This is a genomic window from Photorhabdus sp. S10-54 (genome assembly GCF_963878145.1).
In the GTDB taxonomy this organism is placed as follows: Bacteria; Pseudomonadota; Gammaproteobacteria; order Enterobacterales; family Enterobacteriaceae; genus Photorhabdus; species Photorhabdus kayaii.
In genome coordinates, this window is sequence record NZ_CAWNXG010000149.1 from 1 (window position 1) to 1,077 (window position 1,077).

At 52.8% G+C, this 1,077-nt stretch carries 2 protein-coding genes; both read right to left on the bottom strand.

Annotated elements, in window-relative coordinates; genetic code table 11:
* On the bottom strand, nucleotides 1-887 hold an 887-nt coding region (locus AACQ83_RS24220), incomplete at its 3' end, for a phage portal protein (protein WP_146748315.1).
* A gap of 1 nt (nucleotide 888) precedes the next feature.
* Nucleotides 889-1,077: gpW family head-tail joining protein (gpW, locus tag AACQ83_RS24225; protein ID WP_112879677.1), on the bottom strand; the 189-nt coding region annotated here is incomplete at its 5' end.

Below are 1,077 nucleotides of genomic sequence, written 5' to 3' on the forward strand. Positions count from 1 at the left end.
AGAATCGCAGCCTCAAGCTCCGACTGGTCATATTTAATGAGCATTTTTAGGCGCTGAACCACCGGCGTTAGAATACCGTTACCCCGATGTTGTGCTCCGCGTTCGTGATCATAATCATGAACCACATGCGGACGTCCCCACGCAGTTTCACGCGGTATACGTTCCCATGTCATGGTTTTTGCGCCGCTCCACCAGTCGCCAATATGGGCCTCTCGAATATGGTAAAACGTAGGGGCACCGTCATCGTCTATCTCTACACCGCCGCGAATATGTGGCATGTCGAAATTCTGTTGTGGGTTGCTGAGTCGGTCTGGGTCCACAATTTGAATTGTCGTAGCATAACGCCCCTTGCCGGGTCCTAACCTGTCTGTTCGATATTGCAGCACCGCAAGCGCATCACCATCTAACAGCTTATGCCGGAAACCCAAACGCAACATCTGTGAAACAGTTTGCTTTCTCTCAACGTCACAATAGCGACCGGGATCGTTAGCCCATGAACGCCAGTGTGCTTCAACTACTTTCCCGTACTCATCAGCCCAGGTTGCATCAAACGCTTTATTCCCTGTCATTAGCGCCAGCATCCGGTAATCAGGTTTGATAATGGGACGGAAATTAGCCCCGATAGCATTGTCAAGAACTCGGGTGATCGCACCGCTGGCCCAACCATCATTCCTTGCCAAATCACGGACACGCGACACAATGCGGTCGCGATAGATATTGATTTCGTTGTCTGGCGACCACAGCGCCGGCTGCCAGTTTGCCAGCTGATCACTGAATGTGTCGGCGGCGTCATAGGGCACACGACTACCACCAACCAGCATAGACAGCTTCGGACGTGATGGCGGCAACGGCTGTCCGTTTGGGCCTAGAATTCGTATTTCACTCATATCAGTACCTGAGCCTTATCGGGCGCCGTGGCCGTGAGACAATGCCCAGTTGGGCTTGTAAGAGTTGGATCAGCGCCAGTAAATCCGCCAGCGAGCTTTGTTGATACGAAACTGAACGGGTGCCGTCTCCCTGCGTGTAAGAAAAAGACACGCCCCGGCTTCCCGTCGCCAGATCGATATAAGCCTGTTG